Below are 23,737 nucleotides of genomic sequence, written 5' to 3'. Positions count from 1 at the left end.
AAAACTTTGATTATTGAATGATATTATGATATTAGGAGGTTATTTTTTATGAAAAATATAATTGTTGAATTTTGGAATGATATGGATAAGCAAAACTGGAATGAATTAAATAAATATTTTTCAGAAGGAGCAGTGATAAACTGGCATGATACAAATGAATCATTTATACCAGATGAATTTGCAAAGGTAAACGAATTTTATCCTGGAAACTGGAAAATAAAAATAGAAAGAATGGAAGAAATAAATAATCTGGTTATATCAGTTGTAAAGGTATTTTTAGAAAAAGAGAAAATTTCATTTCATGCAACTTCATTTTTTGATTTTGAAAATGGGAAAATAAAAAAATTAGATGAATATTGGGGAGAAGATGAAGAAATTCCTCAATGGAGAAAAGAAATGAAAATAGGAAGAGAAATAAAAATATAGTTTCAAATTAGAGGTTATTTTTAAAGCTTCATATATAATAAAAGGAGAATTCAGGCTAGTGAATTTCTCCTTTTATTATTTTGTTAAGATAAATTAAAAATTTTAAATAATATAAAGCAAATAAAAAAGCACTGACTAATACAGTGTTTTAAGTTTTACTTTTTATTATTTTGAAGTAAAAAACTTATAAAACTACTGATTTTTAACAATAAATAAACTATAAAGAGAACTCTAAAGTAGTTTTATCTGATGAAGCATCATATATGACTGTATATTTTATATTGCAAAGTTCTTCATCATACATTAAAAAAATTTTATCTGCTACTTTACATTCTGGAATGAGATGTGGATTAACAACAGTGAATAATAACTCTTCATTTAAAATTTTATATCCATTTTTATTATTTTTTTCAACCTGCAGTCCCACTTTTTTAGTATAACCTTTAATATTTATACTGGAATAGCCATCATCCATAACAAAACAAGAATATTGTTTCAATAATAATACACCCCCTTTTTATTAAAATGTTTTAATTCTATAAGTTGTATATGAATATACTATTTATAGTGTATCATAAAAACCAAAAAATCAAAAGAATGATTATTTTTTATTTGCCTAAAAAATAAACAGCCTCAGTTCATGAATATAGAACTTTGGCTGTTTAAAAATTAAATTATTTGTTGAGTGAATTACTATTCTTTATTTTTATAATAACAAGTATTTATTTCATAACTTTTGCTTCACTTGTTAAAATAACTTTTTCATCTTCATTAATACAGATTGTTGAAAAAATTATTTTTCTTTAGTAATCTTTTCCTAAAAAACTTTTCTAGTAAGACCATATATTTTTCTGGCTTCTTCTGGAGTAGCAGCTTCCAGTCCATTTATTTCCAACAGTTCTTTAGCTCTTTTTACGAATTGTGCATTTGATTCAGCAGGAACTCCTTTCTGCCACATTACATTATCCTCCATACCTACACGAATATGGGCTCCCATTGCTATTGCAGCCATCATGATAGGCATATGACCTGATCCTATTCCACATGCTGCCCATGTTGAACCTTCTGGAATAAGGCTTTTAAGAAATACCAGATTTTCAACTGTACTAGTCATTCCTCCTGGGCAGCCTAGAACTATTTGAAAATGACAAGGTGCTTTTAACACTCCTTTTTTCATATAGTAGATTGCGTTATATATCATACCTGCATCAAAAATTTCTATCTCTGGTTTTATATTACTTTCTATCAGAGCATTTCCCAGCTTCTCTAAAAAACGAGGATGATTTTCAAAAATTGTACGATGCTGCCAGTTAAGAGTTCCAGCATCATATGATGCCATTTCTGGAAGTAATTTCTGAAGAGGATATATTCTCTCCTCATCTCCAAATCCTACACTTCCAGAACTTGTGATATTAAGACAAATATCACAATCTTTATAGGCTCTTATTCTTTCAATAGTTTCCTTATATTTCATAAAATCAGTTGATGGAGTTCCATCATCATTTCTCACATGGATATGAGCTATTGCAGCTCCAGCTTTCCAGCATTCATACACATCTGCTGCTATTTCCTCAGGTGTTATAGATAAGTTAGGATTCTGCTCCCTTGTAGGCCATGATCCTGTTATTGCTGCTGTTATTACTCTTTTGTTTTTTAAATCTGACATAAATTATTCCTCCCTATTTGTCAATTTTTTATTTTAAGATAAACTCAATATTTATAATGTTTAATTTTTTTTATTTTTTACAAATAATCACTTAATTATGAAGATTTCTAGCTCCTTGTATAATAATATGATATAGTTAGCCTCTATTAATTATTTCCTTTTATAAAATCTTTTCTTTAATTTTTTCTATTTCATCTTTGCATATGAGATAATATTTCTAGATAATACTCTTTTTACCTGAAGTTTTTATTTTCCTGACTAAGACTTATACCTTAAATAATATTATCAACACTGTAGAAACTATTGTTACAATAGATGGAATTACAATACTGCATACAAATACATGCTTATAGGCAGTTTTATGATTCAGTCCCAATACTGCAAACATCAGAAATAATCCTGGTGAATGTGGGAGTGTATCCAGTGCTGAAGCTGAAATTGATGACAGTCTATGTAAAAAAGAAAGATTTGCAGTTGATGACAGGAAAGTTTTCCCCAGTGAATCATACATAATTTTCAATCCTCCAGATGAAGAACCTGTAACTGCACATACTACCATTGTGGCTACAATAGCTTGAACATATGGATTTAATCCCAGTCCCAGTACCCAATTTACTATATGTTTAAAGGCTATTGAATTAGATACAACTGTTCCAAACCCTACAACTCCTGCCAGTCCACCTATACTTGTTATTCCACCTTCCAGCCCTGCTGTAAAAATATTTTTCATATCTTTATCTTTAAATCTTCCAATATTTAAAACATATGTAAGTAATGCCCCTGTTAGCATTCCCAATACTGCAAGCATAGTTGAGTTAGCTACAAATCTGCTTCCTAAAATAATTATCAGTACAAGAGATATAAGTGGTGTAAAAGATATTGTTACTGAAGGAAGCTGGCTTCTGTCTTTTATTTCATATAGCAAGGGATCAGCATTTTCAGGATAGCTCCAAACTTCTCCTCTCTTTCTAGCCAGCCTTTCTGCATATCCCATATACACCATTGCCATTGTAAACATTGCTATAGCAGCAAGAATTCCAAATACAGGAGCAGCAGTCAATGTTGTTCCTAAATATTGAGTTGGGATAACATTGGTTAAAGCTGTTGTTCCTGGAAGGGAAGTCATGGTATAAGTTGCTGACCCTGTTATCAGACATGCCATTGTAAGATGTCTTGGCAGATTAGCTTCCTTGAACAGCAGAAACATAATAGGAGCTACTGCATAAACAACTACAAATAAGCTTACACCACCATATGTTAAAACACTTATAATTAAAGTTGAAACTAATAGTACTCTCTTTTTTCCAAACCAGTCAATAAATTTATATCCAATAGAAGTTGCACACCCTGAAATATCCATCAGCTTTGCATATAGTGCTGAACTGCAGAATAGTAAAAAATAACTGAAATAAGCATTTGTATATCCACTCATATAATGTTGAGAGAATCCAGTCCAGATTGGAATTCTGCTTGTCAGTATAACAACTGCTGAGGCAAGGAGCGTCAAGGGAAGTGCTCCAAGACCTTTATAAGCTCCTATAATTAAAACTATAACTGCTAATATCAAACCTAGTACAGATAATATATCCATCTTTCCTCCTCATTTTATTATTCTTGATAATATTCAAATTCAAACAGGTCGTCATTAAAATATTTTAAATTATCCATAGAGAGAGGAAGAATTTTTCCTTCTATCTTAGTGACTATCTCAACAATAGTATCGTTAAATGGAGTGTGTATATTATGTTTATCTCCTGTTGAGCTTACATATCCATTTATCATCTGAACTTCTGTTTTCTTTTCTTTTTCAAGGTCTTGAAGCATACTTGCTTTAGCTGTATGCATATCTTTATACATTTCAAGAAACATTTTTTGATTAGTATTAAACATTTCCTGATCTTTTATGTCACATGAATAAGGTTCCTGCTCATTTAAAAGTATTGGCAGTTTATATCCTTCTGCTTCACAGCATTTTTTTACCTCTCTTGCCAGATAGCTGAGGCAGGCTCTTGATTTTTCATTCTTTAAAATCTCCCCGAAAGTCGCTCCGCATGCAGCAGACATTCCACTCATACAAGCATTGTTTATCAGTTTCCCCCATCTTGAAGCCATGAGGCTGTCTGTAATTTTTGCCTTTCCCATATATCCCAGCATATCTGCCACTTTTTTTATTCTTTCCCCTATAGCACCATCTATTTCACCTATTTCAAAAAGATGGTCATTTTTTCTTATATCCTGTGTAAGCTCTGAAATTCCTGGTTCTATGAATGTTGCTCCCCACAATACAGTTCCCCCTACTGTTCTCTTTTCTCCTGCATATTCTGCTACAAAATGCTCTGGAACTCCATTTTGCAGAGTACATACTGTGCTGTTCTCATTTAAATGAGGAAGGAGATTTTTTAATACTACATCATTAGCTGTCTGCTTTGTGAGAAGAAAAACTATGTCATATACTCCTTTCATTTCTTCTGGTGTAATAGCCTTTACAGGTACTGTCATATCAACACTTCCAATAATATGAGCACCATTTTTATTCAGCATATCTACATGTTCCTTGTAACTGTCAATCATCTCTACATTTAAACCATTCTTTGTCATATAGGCTCCCATGACAGTTCCCATTGCTCCACATCCTAAAATTGCTATTTTCATATTTGACCTCCTTTTAACTTTCCTGTCCTATAATAAAGCAATATCTGTGCCAAATAATATAATTAAGTTTTTAATTTTTTTATGTTATAATTTTAAGTAATTTATAAGGGGGTATGTAATGATACAAAGAGAACTTTTAGAAAATGCTCTGGATAATCTTCCCTATGGAATCTACATTGTTGATTCTCTTGGAAACTATATTTTTGTTAATACAGTCTATGTAAATATGGTTAAAATACCAAAAGAAAAACTTTTAGCATATAATGTATATAATCTAAAGAAAAATAAAGAGATAAACATATGTATAACAGAAAAAGTCTGCAAATTGAAAAAAAGAATAGTGATGTTTCAAGATGTGGAGATAAAAGGGCATGAACATTACAAACAGATTGTGGCATCTAGTCCTATTTTAGATATGAATGGAAATGTGGTATGTGTAATTGCACTGTGCATACCTGCTGAGAATATAAATTATCTATATCAGGAAGCTGTTCATAATGAGCTGAGATCCTTTATAAAACTTTCTTCAAGTGAAGCCCATGAGTCAAATAATATAGTAGCTGTAAGTCCTGTCATGAAAAATATTATTAATCTGGCAGATACTTTAGCACCTCTTGACACTACTGTTATAATTTTGGGAGAATCTGGAACTGGAAAGGAAGTATTAGCCAGATATATACATGAAAAAAGTCAGAGAGCCTCAAAAGAAATGATTATTATAAATTGTGCTTCTCTTCCTGAAAGCCTGCTGGAATCTGAATTATTTGGTTATGAAAAAGGCGCCTTTACTGGTGCCTCTTCCCAAGGGAAAAAAGGACTATTTGAAGCAGCTAATGACAGCACACTTTTTTTAGATGAAATTAATTCTCTTCCATTAGCTTTGCAGGGAAAAATATTAAGAGCTATAGAAACTAAGACAATAAGCAGAATTGGTTCTACTGTCACTAGAAAAGTTAATTTTAGATTGATTACAGCTGCCAATGAAGATTTATTGAAAATGGTTCATGAAAAGAGATTTAGAGAAGATTTATATTATAGATTGAATATTGTTCCTGTTTATCTGCCTCCTTTACATGAAAGAAAGGAAGATATCTTGCCTTTGGTAGAGTATTTTAGAAAATACTACTGCAATACTTATAATAAAACAAAGGTATTTTCTCAAAAAACTCTTAAAGCTATACTAGACTATAACTGGCCTGGTAATATCAGAGAACTTCGTAATTTTGTTGAAAGAAGTTTTATCATGATTACAGGAGAAATTATTGAACTTTCAAATATAGCTCCTCTTTTATTTATAGAACAGAAACATTCTTCAACTTTAAATGATACAGATAATGAAGTTGGTTTTTATAAAAATTCAGAGATAAGAGATCAGCCTTTAAATGAATATTTAGAAGAATGTGAGAAAAAATATATTCAATATGCTTTGGAGAAATATGGAAGTACCTACAAAGCAGCTGAATTTTTAAAAACAAGTCAGACTATGATTGCAAGAAAAAAGAAAAAATACAACCTTTAGTACAAGTTATTTTTGACTTGCAATCGAGTTGTTTTTAACTTGTGATTTAAAATCAACTTAAAGAAATAATTTCTGTTGTTATTTAAAAGTCAAATTTTAGTTAGAAAAACTTACTGTTTTTGTATAGGAGTAGGTATGTAAATTATATTAACCTTTAATGCCTGTAAGAGAATCTTAAAAAATAGCATTTCATTTGCAGAAAAGATAATGAGAAAGTTTTTCAGAAATACTGTTAAAAATAATTTCATAAGATTGATTTTAAAATACCTTAAAGAAAAAATATATTTGTTTTTTAATAAAAATGATATAATATATGTAAAAAAGGAGGGTAATAAGATGATAACAAGTTTAGAAGATGTATGGATTGGAAATATGTACCGTCCACCAAGCGAGGCTTATAGCCTTATTCTGCAAGTGACAGTAGGATGTTCTCATAATAAATGTACTTTTTGCGATATGTATAAAGATAAAAAATTTTTTATAAAGCCCATAGAGCAGATAAAAAAAGAAATAGATTATTTTAGAAAAAAAGTAAAATATGCTGAGAGAATATTTCTTGCTGATGGAGATGCAATGATAATACCCACAGAAAGGCTTTTAGAAATATTAGCATACATAAAGGAAGTATTCCCAGAATGTAAAAGAATATCTTCTTATGCTACTCATAAGTCTATAGAGGTGAAAACAGATGAAGAGCTTAAAAAAATAAGAGAAGGTGGAATTTCTCTGTTATATATAGGATTGGAAAGTGGAGATGACAGAGTTCTGGAAAAGATTAACAAAGGAGTATCTGTCGCTGAACATGCTGCACTATGCAAAAAAGCAAAAAAAGCAGGATTTTTACTTTCAGTTACTTTCATAGTTGGAGTCTTAGGAAAAAAAGACTGGACTGATCATGCAGTAAACACTGGAAAATTAATAAGCGAAATAGAACCAGATTATGTAGGAATTCTTACTCTTAGACTGAAAGAGGGAACGAAAATGTATGATGAATATCTGAAAGGAGAATTTCAAAAAGCTGATGGAATAGAAATAGTAAAAGAAACAGAAAAAATAATAGAAAACATAAATGTAAAAAACCCTGTTGTCTTTAGGGCAAATCATGCTTCTAATTATCTGGATTTGGGGGGTACACTTCCACAAGATAAAGAAAAGCTTCTTTCAGAAATAAAGAATGCTTTAGAAAAAAATAATATCTATTATAAAAAATATAGAGAGCTTTAAATATTAGAAAAAGAAATAATATTTTCTTAGAAATTATTACTTTTTTTTCTAGAATAACTATTCATTTAAAATATTTATAAAAAAATATACATAAAGAAAATATATGAAAAAACCTATGAAATTATTAAATAAAAATGGAACTTGAAATAAAATGTCAAGTTCTTTTTTTTTGACCTGCTGAGAAGCAAGGAAAATCAAGGTGGATAAATTATATACATATTATCAAAGAACAATATATATGGAAAATATTTGAATATACCACAAGATATAGTATAATAGATGAGGAACAATAATAAATATAGGAGGAAAGACACAATGCATAAGATAGAAGTAATTAAGAGGAATGGCTCTATTGTGACTTTTAACAAAGAAAAAATAGAAAAAGTTTTAGAGAAAATAGATAAGGAAGTAAAATTTATTGATAAAGTCAGTATCAGGCATATGATGGATGACATAGTAAGAAAAATAAATGGAAATACAAGAATGTCTGTTGAAGCTATACAGGACATAGTTTTTTATACTTTATGTACTAATGGATTATTTGAACAGGCTAAGGCTTTCCAAACATACAGAACACAAAGAGCAGAACAGAGATTAAAAGAAGCTAATGGTGTATTCAGACATATGACAGATATAGTAGATGTAGGAGACAGAGAAAACAGTAATAAAAATTCTATGCTGCCATCAGTACAAAGAGATTTAATAGCAGGGGAGTATTTCAGATATATACTTGAAAAAAGTATAGATAAGGAATTGTGGGCTGCCCATAGAAAAAAAACTATACATTGGCATGACTCAGATGTAGATACTAAGCTTACTAACTGCTGTCTTTTTAATATAGAGGATATGCTTAGAAATGGTACTAGAATAACTAATGCCGATGTCTGTCAGCCAAATTCTGTAGGAACTGCTATGAATATAGCAATGCAGATAATGGCAAGTATTTCTGCCAGTCAATATGGCGGAGTTTCTTTACCAAACTTCAATGAAGTATTTGCTGAGTATGCAAAGAAAAATTTCAAGAAAAATTTTACAAGAGCATATAATGATAAACTATCTACTGAATCAAATATATCTAGGGCAACAGAAGAAGATATAGAAAAAGAATTTGGAGAAATAAGCTCAGGAAATGAAAAATTAGCTTCTGAAAAATCTATTGAATTCCAAATAGCTAAAGAAAGAACAGCAAAAGATATATATGACGCATGTCAATTATTTGAATATCAGACTAACAGTATATTAGGAAGTGCAAGTCAGACACCATTTAGTACAATTACTTTTAATATACCTACTTCATGGGAATCAGAACATATAATATTATCTTACTTAAAGGTCAGACAGACAGGACTTGGAGAAAAACATATACCAGCTATCTTCCCTAAACTTTCATATATGGTAGTAGATGGTTATAATTTTAAAAAGGGAGACAAGTATTTTTATATTACTGAGGAAGTATCTAAATGTATAGCAAATACTTATTATCCTGACATTCTTTTCTATTCTAAAGGAGATTATGATGCAGGTAAATATTATGCGAGAATGGGATGTCGTAGCAGAGTAAACCACGAATATCAAGTAAATGGAGAATACCAGCATTATGGAAGATTCAACTATGGAGTGGCAACATTAAATGTTCCTCAAATTGCTTTAGATGTATTGAAAGACGAACGTTATGGAGGAGCAGAGGGAAATAGGTTAGAAAGATTCCTTGAAATTCTTGAAAAAAGAAAAGAACTTATGAAAAAAGCTATTCAAACAAGATTTGAAAATGTAAAATATCTTCAGGCTAAAAAAGCTCCTATTCTATTTCAATATGGAGGTATAGCGAGATTAGAGCCAGATGATACTATCGAAGAATTATTAAAAACTGACAGAGCATCTGTATCTTACGGATTCTTGGGATTAGATGATGCTGTGAGAATATTATCAGATAATAAAGAAAATATATCTACTGAAAAAGGTCATGAAATAGGTATTGCTATAATGGAGGCTATGAGAAAACAGGCTGATGATATAAAATCTGAAATAGGACTTCCTGTATCTGTATATGGAACTCCTGCTGAAAGTTCTATAGCAACATTCTTTAATAAGGACATGGAAAACTATGGAGAAATAATGCCTGAGTGGCTGAGAGAAAGAGAGTATTATACAAATTCTTTCCATTTTTCATCAGAACTTCCAATAGATTCTTTTGATAAAATAGATGTAGAGGCTCCATTTATTAAATATTGTAATGGTGGAAATATTATGTATGTTGAAAATGGCGGAAAAACATATAACAGCCAAGCTATTATAGAACTTATTCAATATGCTCATGATGCAGGAATAGAATATTTTGCAGTAAATACTATTTCAGATGTCTGCTATGAATGCGGATACACAGGAGAAATATCATATAATGAAAAAACAGCAAGTTATAAATGTCCTCACTGTGGAAATGAAGATGGAATGAAAATGAAAATACAAAGACGTTGTTGTGGATATATTTCAAACTATAATATAACTCATGCTCTTGAAGGAAGAATGAAAGAAATAAAAAACAGAGCAATACATGTGAAGTAATATGAGAATAATATCAATAGTAAATAATGATCCTGTAAATAGTATGACTGGATATGCACTGACTATATATTTTGCTGGCTGCTCACATAAATGTCCTGGATGTTTTTCAAAGAATACATGGGATTATAATGCAGGAAAAGAATACTCAGTGGAAAAAGTAAAGGAAATAATTTTAAAATCAAGATGGAAGAATATAACCTTTTTAGGTGGAGATCCTCTATATTATGAAAATAGAAATGAGGTCATAGAGCTTATTCACTTTATAAAAGAAAATACAGATAAAAATGTTTATCTATGGACTGGATATCTAAAAGAGGAAGTAGAAGAATGGATAAATGTTTCTCTTATAGATTACCTCATAGATGGAAAATTTGAAATAGATAAAAAAGATTTAAGATTAAAGTTGAGAGGTTCATCTAATCAGAGAATATTTCATAAAGGAATACTTATGGATATTTAAAATATATAGCAAGAGGCTGGAAAGAATCAGTAATTTATTTTATTGGTTTTTCCAGTCTCTTTTTTTATTGCCAAAATTTTAAATTAATCTGCTGAAAAGAAAATTAAATCATTAGGGATAAAAGAGGATATTCGATTAAATCTTCTTAAAAAATAAATACAATTGTATTTTTAATAAGTACACTTTAAAAAAATGTAATTTATTTCAAAAAAAAGCAAAAAATTTTTCCTAACTGGTATGGTTGGTACTATTTGCTTTAAAAAAAGAAATAAAGGAACTTTATAACTTATTATAGAAAAATAAAAAAGTAATATTTTCTTCAAAAAAAAACAAATTTTTTACAAACAATTTCTATATTAATTCGTAAAAAAGATATGTATGACAACTAAAAAATTACATTTTAATTAAATGAAATTCAAAATTTGACTGGTATGATAGATTATTGATATAATGAAAATCAAATAAAATTTAAAAATCAAAGATATTTTAAAATAAAACAAAAAGAGGTGGAATATGTCTAAAAGTATTTTTGAACAAACAAACAGAACAATTCTGTTTGAAGAGATCAACAGTGAAAAACTGGATTTATTGACTCTTGTGGGAAGTGGTAACAATATAACAAGTTTAGATGATGAAAAAATCAGGGAGATTCATGAACATCTTCTAGTAAGAAATTTCAAAGAGTTTCTAACAAAATTTGAGCCTAAAGTTTACAGTTTTTTTAATGCAGCAAGTCAAAAGGTAAGATACAGTCTGGAAAAACCAAATGGAATTCCAGATAACTGTATTACTGAAATACCAATAAATATGGAAAATACATTTTTTAAAATGCTTATAACATTACTGGACAGTAAAAAAGTTAATGGAAGCAAAAATGTTGACTTTAATTTTAAAGAAATTTTAAATATGCTTTCTCCTAAAAAAGTAATGGATGATATAAAGCAGTTAAGAAAGGAAATAGCTTATCTTCATGATAAATATGAATCATTAGAAGAAGAGGATCCAACAAAGCTTGAATATGCAGATAAATTAAATATAGCATTTTCTAAAGCAGGGGAAAGTTATAACAACATTCTTGGAATGCTCCCTCTGGCTATTGAAGATATTAAAACAAGAGTATTGATAGGACAGAGTGAAAATGGCGGAAAAGCAGAGGAAATAAAAATTGGAATGCTTACTATGGATGAGCATGGGGAACTTAAAATAATTGAAGAAAAATCAAAAAAGAGTACAGCATTAACTGTGGCATCTAATCAGCATAATCAACTTCTAGCTCAATATTTTGAAGAAGATTTTGAAGAAGTCAATGAAGAGCCAAATGATTATGTAAAAAATTTAGTAGTGAGAACTTTTGTTCCTCTTCCTACAGTAATAGAAGAAATAGATGTAGAAAGAGAAGTAAAAAATTATAATCAGTATTTAACATTCTACAAGGAAGCACAGGAAGATTTTATAAAGACAATAAAACCTCTTATGGAAAAATTATTAGGAGTAAAAGTATTCTTTGAACAGTATGATAAAGATCTTAATGGAATGAAGCCCACTCTTTTAGTAGTAAACAATAAACTTGAAATGCTTTTAAAAGGTGAAAATAAACAGGCATTGGAACTATACTTAAATACTGTCAATCAGAAAAATGATTTTGAAAATACTATCTGGTATGCAATTATTCCAAGCATCAATCTGGATGAAATTGATGACAGCAAAAATATCAGACAGAGATTTAAAGGAACTACCAAAGTACAGAAAAAGAGTGTCAACACAAATGAAAACCTTCAGGTGCTTATGTCTATACTTGCTCAATATAAAATTACAAGCTTTTTCAGTGTGATAGGAACTGATGAGACTACATTTAATAATCTGGCAACTACTGGAATAGGAAAGTATGTAGAGAAAACTAAAAATCTTCAATATAGAGATTTTTCTCAATATTTAATTCCTTGTGTTCCTAACTTTACTATAATACCGAAAGAGAAGTCAAGTGTAATACTGGATTATAAACTTAAAGCAGAAGAATCTAACTTGGCAGAATTTGATAAAAATGAACTAGTTAAATTCTGGATAGAAGGAGTATACATAGAAAGCTCTTATGTAGCAGCAGGAATAACAGCAGCTCAGCAGTGTCCAGACTATTTGAGAAAGAGATTTAAAAAGACTGACTTGAAAGAACCAGGAGTAAGAATAAACATAGAAGAAAAAGACAACAGCTTTAAGATAGTTACAAGTATGTCAAAAGAAATAACTGGATATACTATTGCAACTAAAGACAGCATTAACAGAAATAATTTTGGATTTATATTTTCTTCAGATAATGTACAGCATGGAGGAAGACTTATAAATAATATCACAGTATACAAGGCAAGAACTTTAGCAACTAATGAAGATGGGGTATTTGAACCTATGTATAAGACTGTGGCAACTACATATATAGAAAGAGTATTGAGATTCCTTACAACAGATTTTAAAGAGGATAAAATAAAAGATTTTTTCAGCAACAAACCAACAAGTCAGAAAAATAGATGGCTTTCAAATCAGGAATGTGTAAATTCTATACTTCAGCCTGGAGATGACATATCAGTAAATATAGAGGGAGATAACTGCCACTTACATATTAATTTTAATGGAGATGTAAAAAATCTTACACTTGAAATAACTAAAAATTAGAGACATTTAATCAAAATAAAAAAATGCAGTTATTATTTATATATTAATTTCAATGAAGGTATAAAGAATTACATTTGAGATAACTAAAAATTAGGGAGACCTAATCAAAATAAAAAGGAGATGATTACATGGGATTCAATCTTAAAATCAAAGGGAAAAATGAGGAGATCAATTTAGGAATGGATAATATTACTACTGTTAAATATCTTTCTGATACTCCAGATGATTCAAACGCAAGAGCTAGTGACTTGGGGGTCATATTAGAAGTAAATGGAAAAATAATAACTCCTGTAAATGGGGAAGAGGCAGATGATACTAAAAAAATGGCTAAATGGTCATTGATACCTGCTGAAAGCTCAGACGCTTACAGAGAACTTACTTTGGAAGTTATTTCTGGAAGTGTAGTAGTTAGAAAAATAGATTTACCAAATGCTTTTATCCTTGATTATAGTGAAGACTATAATGATAAAGGGGGAGTAGGAGAGTTTAAAGCTATTTTTAAACAAAAGAAAGAAAAAATAGAAACTGTAACTATCGAAGGTGGTTACGCAGCTGAAGAATAATATCAGCCATATTGCAGTTGGAGGAAAATTATTTTTCTCCAACTCTTTATTCTTTCAATTAATGAATTAGTTGGAAGAATAAAGAGAACATAAAATCAAGGGGGAAGAATTTTGATAACAATAGAAAATAAAATTCCTATATTCAGACGAGGGAATATACTGGATAAAGAAGTTTTAGACAACATGAGGGAAACTCCATACGAATATTATTCTTTATCATATGATAAATATTCTGATGGGGTTATTTGTGGTATTGAAACTTATACAGAAAATGAAATTTTATATATTACACCAGGGGTTATCAAATACAATAAATTTTATTACAAGATAAAGGAAAAATTGAAAATAGAAATTCCCATAGAAGATGGAGATTATATGTTAAAGATAAAATTCCTTCCTCCAGCAGAGGTGGAGAAAGGAAAATATGAAAAATATTCTATGGAAATACAGTTTGTAAGCAATTATAAATGTCAGAATAATGAAATGGAACTGGTAAGAATTAAAAGAAGAGAAGGAGCTGAAATAAGAAATCCTTCAATTTTTACAGGAATAGATAAAGAATACAATATTGTAAATGAAATATATAAGATTACAAGTACAGCTTCAGGGAATTCTTTTTCTGCCAAACTTTTAAAGATGTATGCTGAAAGAATATTTGATGAAAAAGAGATGGAAACTCTAGATGAAGTTTTCTGCAGTATGGCATTGAATGATTATGTATCCAGAGATCTGCTTAATTCATATATAAAGAGAAAAATAAGGGAAGACTGCTCTCAGGGAGATAATCAGAAAATATATGAGTGTCTTAGAGAAATATATAACAATATGAAAAACAGCAGATTTATAAAAAACAATAATATTAAAAAGAAAAATCTGATGATGGTGGAGTGATGGAATGAAAAGTTTGTATGAAATACTTGGGGTAAATATTAATTCTGGAAAAGATGAAATAAAAAAGAAATATAGAGAACTGGCTAAAAAATATCATCCAGATAGAATGGTAAATGCATCTGAAAAAGAAAAGGCAGAGGCTGAAAAAAGATTTAGAGAAATAAATGATGCATATACTATTCTTAGTGATGATGAAAAAAGAAATGAATATGACAAAATGGCAGAATCAAAAAATGGATATGGAAAAAATAAGAAAACTAAATCAAAAAGTGAGCAGGAGGGATATGGAGATATCTATGAAAAATTTACCAAAGAGGGAATGAATAGTATGTTTGGAAAATTTTTCGATCCAGAGAGAAAATCAGCAGAAAAAGGGGATAGCAAAATGAAAGAACAGACAAACAATATGTTTGAATCTTTTTTTTCAGTTAATGGGAGGAAGAAAAAATGAAATTTTTAAAGAATTGGAAATTAAAGAGAGAAATAAAAAAATATCAAAAGAAAGAAATGCGGAAAAGTGAGATAAAAGAGAGAAAAGTAAATTATATTTTCTGGGGAATAGTTCTTATAGCTTCATTTGGATTAGTTTATTATTTCCATTTTTCAAAGGAGATACTGATAATAATTTCAATGATGATAATGGGATTTGTTATAGCTGATCTTTTTTATTACAGCTGGAAGTTGAAAAGAGATTTGATTATGTATGAAAAATCTCAGTTTGTAAGGGATTCAAGAATTGTAAAAAGCATAGAGGATAAAAGAGAACAGTCAAGAAACAATATAACTCATGTCATACTTAAAAATGAAGAAGGATATGACATTAAAACATGGCCAGTTGGAAAGGCTAATTCTATGATAATTGGAAAAAGTGCAAGAATGAGAGTGGATATAAATCTTGGAGAAACTGCATATTCTTCATTGATAAGCAAAAGACATGCAATATTAAATAAAAGTGACAATGGGTGGTTTGTGGAAGATTTAGGCTCATTAAATGGCACAGGAATACAAAGATATGCAGATAACAGAAAAATAAAAATAGGGAATGCACCAGTAAAAGTGCAGAGTGGAGATATCATATATATATCAACAGTGGCTCTGCTTGTAAAATAAATATCAATGAAAATAAAAAAATTGGAGGAAAGAGAATATGATGAAATTAGAAAGATGTGAAAACGGACATGTATATAATGCAGCTAGGTATAAGGAGTGTCCATATTGCAATAATACTGACAGACTTGAAGATATAGCTGTAAGAGAAGAAATACCTATGGACCAGGTAGATGTTGAAGATGATAAAACTGTTGCCTACTGGGCAAATGAATTAGCTGTAGACCCAGTTGTAGGATGGCTGGTATGTTTCAATGGTTATGAAAAGGGAAAGGATTTCAAACTTAAATCAGAAAAGAACTTCATAGGAAGAGCTCCTGAAATGGATATCTCCCTAGAGGGAGATAACAACATATCAAGAAAAAATCATGCAATCATAGCTTATAACCCTAAAAATAGAGAATTTGTAATAACTCCAGGAGATGGAAATGGAATTGTTTATGTACAGGGAGAGGCAGTATATGCTCCAATGAAACTTTCTTCATTTGATGTAATAGAAATGGGAACTTCAAAATTTGTATTTGTTGCATTATGTGGAGAAGAATTTGATTGGAAAATAGATAAAGAGTAGGGGAAAAATATGAATAATATTTTAAGAGATGCAAAAAGGGTAAAGACCAATATAAACAGAGCTAAATCTCTTGTTCCAACAGGAAAATCAAATGATGCTGAAGCAAAAAGCCCTGAAATTGCAATGAGTGGAAGAAAGGCAGAGAGTAAATTTATAACCTCTTTTGTTTCCAGAATAGGAAAGCAGCCAGTGAACTGTGACTATTTTGCATATTCTGAATTAAATGATTTCGGCTGCTGGATAGTGGCAGATGGATTTGATGAGGAAAGAGGGGGAGAAGAGGCGGCAAAGATAATTTCTGAAAGCATAATAGCTCAATTTCTGGAGAAACCTAAGTTTTCAAGAAGATATTTAAAAAAACTTATTTTAAAAGCTCATAGAAAATTGGAGGAAATAAGAGAAAGAAGCAGAGAGAAAAGAGCTATGAGTGCTTCAATAGCAATATTTCTTACAGATTATACATCTATGATATATGGAGCAGTAGGGAATGCAAGATTATATCTTATCAGAGATGATATTGTGAGGGAAAAAACAAGAGATGACTCAATAGCACATCTGGTTTACGAGGCTAATCAACTGGACTATAAAGAAATAAGATTTCATGGTCAGAGGAATAAGCTTACACAGAACATGGGTGAAACAGATGGAATCAGTCCTGAAATATCAAAAAAAATTCAGTTATATGATGGTGACAGAATACTTCTTATGTCACATGGAGCATGGGAGAATCTGGATGAATCTGAAATAGAGGTTGAACTTTCAAAAACTGACAGTGTAGGAAAGTGGGTAGCTTCCTTAGAAGACAGAATCAAGGAAAACAGCAGCAATAATGTTCCAAATTATACACTGGCTGGAATATTCATCAATGAGGTTTCACCATCTGGAAAGAAAAAATTTAAATTTAACTATGTAAAATATCTCATAATTCTCTTCATTATCTTTATTATAGGATTCCTGTTATACAGAGGATACAGCTTGAAAAGAACAAGAGATATAACATATGAGAGAGCATATACCTATGAAGAGGAAGGTTTAAAAGCAGTTGCTGAGGGAGATTTTGAAAAAGCATTAAATTCCTTTGAGCTGAGTAAAAATGAATATAATGCTCTTGAAATAAGTCCAAAAGAAGCAAATATTGTATATAGGACTATCTTTTCTCCTAAAATAACTAATATAAATCTTGGAAAACAGATACTTCTTGTGGATAAAAAGATAGAGCAGATAGGATTCCTCCAGAGTATACTTGAAGATCTGAATGAAGGAGACAAGCTGTATAACAGCAATAATTTTTTAGAAGCAGAGGAAAAATATAAAGAGGGAAAAGGTAAAATACCTCAGCTGAAAGATTTAAAATATAATAAGATAGATGAGATATCTAAAAAATTAGATGAGTCTGTAATGGCAAGCAAAGCTCTTGCTGTAGCATATGATATGAAAATAGAAGCTGATATGATGGTACAGGATAATGATGTAGAAGGAGCTATAAGAAATTATCTTGAAGCTAAAATAATATTCTTGAAATACAATAAAATAGACCTTCTGGCAGAGGTAACAGAAAAAGCAGAACGTCTGGCAAAAGTAAGAAACAGAAAATATGATACAGCACTTATGTATGAGAAAAGAGCCTATGAAATGGAAACAAGAGATATAAATGGAGCTATAGTATATCTTGAAATGGCTAAGGGAATATATGGAGAATTAAGAGATGAAGCAAGAAGAATGGAGGTTACTGAAAAAATCTTGAGATTAGATGAAATGAGAAAAACTCTGATCCAAGAAAGCAGAGCATATTTGAATGAAGCGAAAGCTTATGCAGACAGCGGAGAGTATGAAAGAGCTTTATCTATAATCAAGAAATCACAGGATATCTCAGTTCAGCTGAAAGATAATCAGAAGATGGCTGATGCTATGCAGACAGAAGCAGATCTTTTCTTCAAAAATGAAAAATATCAATTAGCATATGAAAAGTATCAGGAAGCTTATGGAATAGCTGCTGATACAAATAATGCAGTACAGCAGGAATACTTAAAGGGAAAAATAGATACTATGAAGAATATGCTTGAAACTAAGAAACTGGAAACTACAGGGGATACTCTTTTCAGCAATAAAAAGTATAAGGAATCTAGAAAAATCTATAAAGAGGCTATAGAAAAGTATAAGAAGCTGGAAGGTAATAAATACTTTGAAAAAGAGAACTATGACAAACTTATGGAAGAGGTTATGAAAAAGGAGAAAGCAGCTTGGAAAGAAAGCAACTGGATTCCGTTCTTCTAAGAAATGGAGAACAATTTATTACATACTTAATAACAAAGGAAACTGGAGAGAAAAGCATATTAAAATTGATAAATCCTAAATATTTAATTTTTCAAGATAAATATCAGAAAATAAAGGAACAGTTCCAATTGGAAAAACAGGTTTTAAATCTTCTGAATATAGAGGAGATACCTAAATATATAGACAGTGGAGATAATTTTCTCCACTTGTCCTATATCAAAGGTCAAAATCTGCAGGTATATGTTAAAAGTAAAAGAATTTCTGCAGAGGAAATAGAAAAAATAATATGCAGTATATGTGAGACAGCAGGAAAACTTCATAAACTTGGTGTTGTACATTGTGATATAAAACCCGGAAATATAATATATGATGGAGAAAAAACATATCTTATAGATTTTGGAGCAGTATCTTTCAGAGGAGAAGAGAGTATATATATTCAGGGAAGCAAGGGATTTTCATCACCTGAGATACTTATTCAAGGGTCAAAAAGAGCTGTTCAGGATGATATTTACAGTATTACTGCAGTATATTACTGGCTTCTAAGCAATCAGAACTATTATAATCATATAGAAAATAATGAGATATTTAAAATCGGACTGGCTGATAAAAAAGAAAAGAGATTTAAAAGCACAAATGAGTTAATGAGTGCTATCAAGACAATCAGGAGAGAATGATGAAACAGTACTATATCTATGATGAATTAAAAAGAAAGACATATTATGATCTGCATAAAATATGTGTGGATGAAAAACTTATAGAAGGTTTTAGAGAAAATCTAAATAGAAGTGAACTTATAAATATAATATTGAAATATAGAAGCAGAGAGAAAGTATATGGAATAGATTCATATAAGGAAAAAGGAATAGAAAGACTTCAGGAGCTTTTTGATACAAGGCTGGGGTTTAAGCTCAATGATTCAAATAATATTAAAATACCTCACAAAGTGGTAATATACAAGGATATGCCCTTGAGTGACGAAGATGACTATAAAATCACTATTCCAGAACATATTTCAGATAATAATATTTTTCTGATGAATGGAAACAGTTATCTGTGCGGAATTTTTCAACTTTCAAGAAACAAGAGTGAAAGAAACTCTTTCTTCATAAGAAGTGATGAAAAACTATTAAGATTGGAAAACTTAAAGAATCAAAACTACTCTTTGATTTTTTTCAACAGAAGTGATGAGAAATTTTTATTCAATGCTTATTACAAAGAAAAAAATGAAGGCAGTATGCCTATGTCTTTAAACTACTATCAGATTCCACTGGATAGTTTCCATTTTTTAGATCTGGAAATTACAGATACTCCTCTGTGTATAGATTTTGGAACTGCTAACACAACAGCTGGAGTATATCTGGATAAGTATTATATAAAAAATCTTCCACAACATAAGATACTCAGCGGACATATGTTCTTGGATAAAATTAATTATGTAAAATTTCCTAAAAATGAGGAAGAGTATGCAAATGTCATACCAACAGTGGTATATGTAAAAAACTGCTTTGATGAGGATAATATAAAATATGCCTTTGGATATGAGGTGGAGGAGAAACTAAAAAACAGCAACTATAATCTAAAAGGAAGTGTATTTTACGGAATAAAAAACTGGGTAAAATCTATAGATGAAAAAGAGAGAATAGTTGATGAAAATGGAGATATCAGATATATAGAGAGAAAGAAAATCATTAAGGCATATATAGACTATATTGTTGATAGAGCTGAATCTCTTTTTAAATGCAGATTTAGAAATATTCATATAACTACACCAGTAAAATTAAAGAGTGAATTTCTGAATATGTTTAAGGAAATTCTTCCTGACTACAAGATTATTGAAGAAAATGCTTTAGATGAAGGAGTTGCAGTTCTCTATAACTCCATTGAAAGAATAATAGGAAAAGGAAAATTTGAGGACAATGAAGAATATAAAGCTCTCATAATAGATTGTGGTGGTGGAACTACTGATCTGGCCTCATGTGTATTTAAAATAAACTCTGAAGAAATAAATTATGATATTGATATAAAAACTACCTTTGAAAACAGTGAGGAAAGCTTTGGTGGAAATAATATTACTTACAGAATAATGCAGTATCTTAAAATACTGCTTTCTCAACATTATACAAATAAAAAGGATACTGTAGGTATAAATGATCTTATTCCTAATATCGGTGAGCTTATATACAGAGATGTAGATGAAAAGGGAGTTAAAAAAATATATGAAATACTGGAAGAGGAATATGAGAAAGCTGAAAAAATCATACCTACAAAATTTGGAGAATTTGAAAATAAAGCAAGTGATGTATACTCAAAGGTAAAGAATAATTTTTTCTTTATGTGGGAAATAGCAGAACTTTTGAAAAGGGAGCTTTTTAAAAGAAGTACAATAATAAGAACAAAATTTGACAGTGTGAGATATGAAAACAGCGATCTAGCTTCAACATATCTTCCAAGCTGGAATTTAAATGTGTATGATGGAGGGTATATTAGAAATATAACTGTATTTCCTAATATAATAATAAATAAAAGTGAGATAGTGAAGCTGATAAAAGGTGATATATATGAAATATTCAGAAGATTTCTCACATCATATTATGAAACTGGAATAATATTTGACTATTCACTGATAAAATTAAGTGGACAGACTTGTAAGGTAAATCTTTTTAATGACATATTAAAGGAATTTGTTCCAGGTAAAATGATAGACTTCAGAAGAAATATGGAAGAAGATGAGCAGCAGTTGAAAATAAGCTGTTTAGATGGAGCAATCAGATATCTGAATTCAAGTAAAATAGGAAATATAAAAGTATCTGTAAAGAATGATATACCAATAGTGCCATATTCACTTCATGGAACAAAATATACAGGAGAAGAGGTAGAGATATTGAGAACAGGGGAACAGGCAGGATCAAGTGCTGGATATATAAAGAAAATATCTTCTACTGAAATATTACCTTTACATCTGAAAAATAAGGAACAGGAAATAAAAAAATATTTTACATATATAAATAAATCAGAAGACTATAGGGAGATAGATGAATTGGAAGTTCTTGAAATGCTTGATGGACACTTTGGGCAGGAGGAGCTTGACAGTATACTGAATGGAGAAACTAAGTTTTTTGCCTATACAGATGCTAATTTCTGGGGATTTTATGTAACAGGAGTAAAAAGAGAAAATAATCAGACATATGTGGGAAAAAGAAAATATTTCTCATTTGAGGAGGATATAACTACTATAAGTTTCTTTGATGGAAGACACTAATATGAGGGAGGAGATTTTATGAGAGCTTCAATAAAAATAGGTGAAAAAATTAAAAAAAAGCATAATTTTCAAAGTGAAAATGGGGAGATTCAAACTGTAGTAGATGATGGTGACTTGATACAATTATCAGAAAAAGAGATAATAAATATTCAGCTCAATAGTATAAAAATTGGAAAAGATTTAAAAAATAATGAGTTTGATAAATCTATTATTAATATTGGAAAAGAACTTGCACAAAGTGGGGGATATGCTACTCCTACATCACTGGTAAAGGAAGAAATGGGCTTTTCTATTACAGTTAAAGGAAGAATAATAGCAGCAGCAGATGAGATGACTCTTTTGGGAATATTTACCAATACAGGAAATGTAACTGGATTAATTCCTTCAAGTTCTTCAGACTACAAGAGTTATGAAGAAAGTCTGAAAGCAAAATGGAAATTTAAAGATGTCTTTCAAGGAATAGAAATGATGGGAGCGATTAAAAAAGATACACAAAATTGGAAAAAATTAGATTTAGGGAAAAGTGCTGAAAATTGTAATAAATTAAAAAAGTGGGCTCTTACATATAAAAAATCTGAAAATTTTACACCACCAACTTATAATGGTGTAGAAGAGGAATTTAAAGACTATAAAGATGTAAAAATTGAAATAGTGCTTTCAGAAATTCAGAGTCTTGTATATGAAATTCCAAGTATGTATATAGACAGCTATAGTGAAAGTTTTGATATAGAAAAAGGAGAAGGAACATATGTATTTACCCTAAAAGAAAAATATAACAGAGGAATAAATGATGTAACAATGGAGGTAAATAAAGAAAAATTTGGTGATAAAATAACTGGTGGTATAGGGAATATAATGAAGAAATTTTCAGAATTAGAGAAGAAAAAAGAAAATTAAAAAGGAGGATTTATGAAGCGAATAATATATGTAATTCTATTTTTAGTAATTCAAATAGCTACATATTCTTTTAAAGATAATTATATATTTAATGCTGAAAGAATAAAAAAAGTATTTTCAGAATGGGAGTTTGTTGATGAAGAAAAGAAAGAAAACTACTATATGCGATTTATAAATAGAGAAAAAGATGTAACAATAGATATTTCAAATTATAAAAAAGGAGATAATTCTGAAACAGCAGAAAGAAGATTTCATAAATCATCCTTAGAAGATGACTATGTATTTAATGGAAATGGGCTTTTAAGTGTAGGATATTTAGGAATTACTTCAAAAGAATATATAAAATATAGCGAAACTGGAATTGAAAAGAAAGAAAATTTTTTCTTTGAAAAAGTAAAATTTGCAATATATTTAACAGATTCAGAAGAAGACTATAAAGAAACATTAGAACTAGTAAAAGAAGCAATAGACCCATCAATAAAAGTAAAAGAAAGACCAAAAAAAATATTTAAAAAATCATTAAAAGTAGATCAAATATTTGATGTAAAGAAATTAAAAAGAGAATTTGATAATACACATAAATATGTAGAATTAGAAAAAAATGTAGATCCCTCTGGAATAATGCTACTTTTGGATGAAAAAAAAGCAGGCTTTAGAAGGCAAATAATAATAGAAAGTACTAATAATTTCAGTAAAGAAGTAATAACAAGAAGAAGAGATTATAATTTAAAGCTTGCTGATGATATAGATGGATATAAATACATTAGGGAAGATAAAAAATCAGAAAAATATTTTGGAGTATCTTCAAGGGAATATCAAAATACACATTTCAAAGATGCAAAACTTTTTGATGTAGTGGCAATGGCAAATGTTATAGTGACAGACCAATATGAAATATTGATAATAAATTATATACCAGAGGGACAGAAAGAATTTGCAGATAAACAATATGAAGAATATTTAAAAATATTAAGTTCATGTTTAAAAAAGTAAAATGGAGAA

20 protein-coding genes are annotated in these 23,737 nt (G+C 29.8%); 16 read left to right on the top strand and 4 right to left on the bottom strand.

From position 1 onward, the window contains the following. The first annotated feature begins 48 nt into the window (after window positions 1–48). Window positions 49–426: a nuclear transport factor 2 family protein gene (locus tag E6771_RS10375; RefSeq protein ID WP_316091254.1), complete on the top strand. Its 378-nt coding sequence runs from the start codon at window positions 49–51 to the stop codon at window positions 424–426. A 217-nt stretch (window positions 427–643) separates the two neighbouring features. On the opposite strand, the gene E6771_RS10370 is transcribed toward E6771_RS10375, so the two are convergent. The 4 genes from E6771_RS10370 to E6771_RS10355 all read right to left on the bottom strand — a co-directional run bounded on the left by E6771_RS10370 (window position 644) and on the right by E6771_RS10355 (window position 4,744). Further along, window positions 644–901: a hypothetical protein gene (locus tag E6771_RS10370; protein WP_316091253.1), complete on the bottom strand. Its 258-nt coding sequence runs from the start codon at window positions 899–901 to the stop codon at window positions 644–646. 342 nt (window positions 902–1,243) lie between these two features. After that, the gene (locus E6771_RS10365) at window positions 1,244–2,092 is read right to left on the bottom strand and encodes a 3-keto-5-aminohexanoate cleavage protein (RefSeq protein WP_316091252.1); all 849 of its coding nucleotides are present in this window, start codon (window positions 2,090–2,092) and stop codon (window positions 1,244–1,246) included. A gap of 265 nt (window positions 2,093–2,357) precedes the next feature. Beyond that, window positions 2,358–3,683: a GntP family permease gene (locus E6771_RS10360; RefSeq protein ID WP_316091251.1), complete on the bottom strand. Its 1,326-nt coding sequence runs from the start codon at window positions 3,681–3,683 to the stop codon at window positions 2,358–2,360. A gap of 17 nt (window positions 3,684–3,700) precedes the next feature. Continuing rightward, on the bottom strand, window positions 3,701–4,744 hold the full coding sequence (locus E6771_RS10355) for a ketopantoate reductase family protein (protein ID WP_316091250.1): 1,044 nt from the start codon (window positions 4,742–4,744) through the stop codon (window positions 3,701–3,703). A gap of 118 nt (window positions 4,745–4,862) precedes the next feature. Here E6771_RS10355 and E6771_RS10350 point away from each other — a divergent pair, with 118 nt between their 5' ends. The 15 genes from E6771_RS10350 to E6771_RS10280 all read left to right on the top strand — a co-directional run bounded on the left by E6771_RS10350 (window position 4,863) and on the right by E6771_RS10280 (window position 23,728). Then, a complete protein-coding gene (locus E6771_RS10350) occupies window positions 4,863–6,263 on the top strand; it encodes a sigma-54 interaction domain-containing protein (protein ID WP_316091249.1) in 1,401 nt (466 codons plus the stop codon). Window positions 6,264–6,599: 336 nt separating this feature from the next. Beyond that, entirely contained in the window at window positions 6,600–7,487 is an 888-nt protein-coding gene (locus E6771_RS10345; RefSeq protein ID WP_316091248.1) for a radical SAM protein, read from the top strand. Window positions 7,488–7,802: 315 nt separating this feature from the next. Next, complete coding sequence (nrdD, locus tag E6771_RS10340; RefSeq protein ID WP_316091246.1) at window positions 7,803–10,049, top strand: anaerobic ribonucleoside-triphosphate reductase; 2,247 nt, start codon at window positions 7,803–7,805, stop codon at window positions 10,047–10,049. A 1-nt stretch (window position 10,050) separates the two neighbouring features. Then, window positions 10,051–10,509, top strand: coding sequence for an anaerobic ribonucleoside-triphosphate reductase activating protein (gene nrdG / locus E6771_RS10335; protein WP_316091245.1), 459 nt, complete (start codon window positions 10,051–10,053; stop codon window positions 10,507–10,509). A 513-nt stretch (window positions 10,510–11,022) separates the two neighbouring features. Next, window positions 11,023–13,173 carry a transcriptional regulator gene (locus E6771_RS10330; RefSeq protein ID WP_316091244.1) on the top strand — a complete coding sequence of 717 codons (2,151 nt, stop codon included), beginning with the start codon at window positions 11,023–11,025 and terminating at the stop codon, window positions 13,171–13,173. A 128-nt stretch (window positions 13,174–13,301) separates the two neighbouring features. After that, window positions 13,302–13,736, top strand: a complete 435-nt coding sequence (locus tag E6771_RS10325) for a membrane-associated protease 1 (RefSeq protein WP_316091243.1) — start codon at window positions 13,302–13,304, stop codon at window positions 13,734–13,736. A gap of 111 nt (window positions 13,737–13,847) precedes the next feature. Next, the gene (locus E6771_RS10320; RefSeq protein ID WP_316091241.1) at window positions 13,848–14,627 is read left to right on the top strand and encodes a hypothetical protein; all 780 of its coding nucleotides are present in this window, start codon (window positions 13,848–13,850) and stop codon (window positions 14,625–14,627) included. Between the two features lie 4 nt (window positions 14,628–14,631). Next, on the top strand, window positions 14,632–15,078 hold the full coding sequence (locus tag E6771_RS10315; protein ID WP_316091240.1) for a DnaJ domain-containing protein: 447 nt from the start codon (window positions 14,632–14,634) through the stop codon (window positions 15,076–15,078). After that, on the top strand, window positions 15,075–15,737 hold the full coding sequence (locus tag E6771_RS10310) for an FHA domain-containing protein (RefSeq protein ID WP_316091239.1): 663 nt from the start codon (window positions 15,075–15,077) through the stop codon (window positions 15,735–15,737). Before E6771_RS10315 ends, E6771_RS10310 begins: the two co-directional genes overlap by 4 nt. A gap of 37 nt (window positions 15,738–15,774) precedes the next feature. Beyond that, window positions 15,775–16,305, top strand: coding sequence for an FHA domain-containing protein (locus tag E6771_RS10305; protein WP_316091238.1), 531 nt, complete (start codon window positions 15,775–15,777; stop codon window positions 16,303–16,305). A 9-nt stretch (window positions 16,306–16,314) separates the two neighbouring features. Further along, window positions 16,315–18,579, top strand: a complete 2,265-nt coding sequence (locus E6771_RS10300; protein WP_316091237.1) for a hypothetical protein — start codon at window positions 16,315–16,317, stop codon at window positions 18,577–18,579. Then, complete coding sequence (locus E6771_RS10295) at window positions 18,546–19,253, top strand: protein kinase domain-containing protein (RefSeq protein WP_316091236.1); 708 nt, start codon at window positions 18,546–18,548, stop codon at window positions 19,251–19,253. Before E6771_RS10300 ends, E6771_RS10295 begins: the two co-directional genes overlap by 34 nt. Further along, window positions 19,253–21,838 (top strand): hypothetical protein, encoded by a 2,586-nt coding sequence (locus E6771_RS10290; protein WP_316091235.1) that lies wholly within the window; start codon window positions 19,253–19,255, stop codon window positions 21,836–21,838. The genes E6771_RS10295 and E6771_RS10290 overlap by 1 nt, the downstream gene beginning before the upstream one ends. Window positions 21,839–21,856: 18 nt before the next feature. Further along, window positions 21,857–22,735, top strand: coding sequence for a hypothetical protein (locus E6771_RS10285; RefSeq protein WP_316091234.1), 879 nt, complete (start codon window positions 21,857–21,859; stop codon window positions 22,733–22,735). Window positions 22,736–22,747: 12 nt separating this feature from the next. After that, a complete protein-coding gene (locus E6771_RS10280) occupies window positions 22,748–23,728 on the top strand; it encodes a hypothetical protein (RefSeq protein ID WP_316091233.1) in 981 nt (326 codons plus the stop codon). Window positions 23,729–23,737 lie beyond the last annotated feature (9 nt).

It is taken from the genome of Fusobacterium sp. (assembly GCF_032477075.1).
GTDB lineage: Bacteria > Fusobacteriota > Fusobacteriia > Fusobacteriales > Fusobacteriaceae > Fusobacterium_A.
The sequence above is the reverse complement of the archived record's forward strand: the minus strand, read 5'-3'. Positions and strand labels throughout refer to the sequence as shown.